This window comes from Actinomyces sp. S6-Spd3 (assembly GCF_000758755.1).
Lineage (GTDB): Bacteria > Actinomycetota > Actinomycetes > Actinomycetales > Actinomycetaceae > Pauljensenia.
The window spans coordinates 1-825 of the sequence record NZ_JRMV01000021.1 but is presented as its reverse complement, the minus strand read 5'-3'; the positions used below and the strand labels follow the sequence as shown (position 1 = coordinate 825).

Here is an 825-nt window from a genome sequence, read left to right as displayed (position 1 = left end):
GCGAATAAACGACGCGCCCACAATGTCGAGCGCAGCTGTCTCGGACGCAAGCACCCAACCCGTATCCAAACGGCCCAAAACCAGCGGGCGTAAACCATGCGGATCACGCGCGCCATACAGCGTGCGCTCATCCATAAACACCATCGAGAAACCACCCTGAAGACGCGGCAACACGTTCTTCGCTGCCTCAATCAGCGAACCGCGTTCAGTTTGTAGCCCCTCCCCCAAATGCTGTTCACAGCCCTTCTCAGTGCCGTACCCACCCAGTAGCGCCGTAATAATCTGCGTGCCCGTCGCATCATCGTCAATCGGGCGATGCGAAACCTTACTTGCCAAATCGCGCAGCTGGGCCGCATTCGTCACGTTTCCGTTATTACCAAGCGCAATCGAACCCGTAGCAGTAGGCCCCAACATCGGCTGCGAATGCCTCCACTCAGCCGCCGCCTTCGTTGCGTACCGCACGTGCCCGATAGCCAGATGCCCCTCAAGCGTTGAAAGAGCCTCGTCATTAAACACCTGCGAAACGAGCCCCATGTCCTTATAAACCATGATGCTCTTACCATCGGAAGCAGCAATACCCGCCGACTGCTGACCCCTATGCTGGAGGGCGTACAACCCGAAATACGTTAAGCGAGATACTTCCTCGCCCGGCGCCCACACCCCAAAAACGCCACATTCATCTTTAGGTTTATCCGAATCAGAAACGTCTGCATCCAGCAGTTCATCTTCACGCACGCCCTCATCATTACACATTCATAAAACGAGTTGCGGGGCGCTTCAAAAAATGGACTCAACCGGCCTCAGTTGTGGACGAATCCAAATCTG

1 protein-coding gene is annotated in these 825 nt (G+C 55.5%); it reads right to left on the bottom strand.

The annotated features are described in order from the left end of the window. Window positions 1–753, bottom strand: a 753-nt coding sequence (locus HMPREF1627_RS00170) for an amidophosphoribosyltransferase (RefSeq protein ID WP_034499743.1), incomplete at its 3' end; no start/stop codon positions are given. Window positions 754–825: the final 72 nt, after the last annotated feature.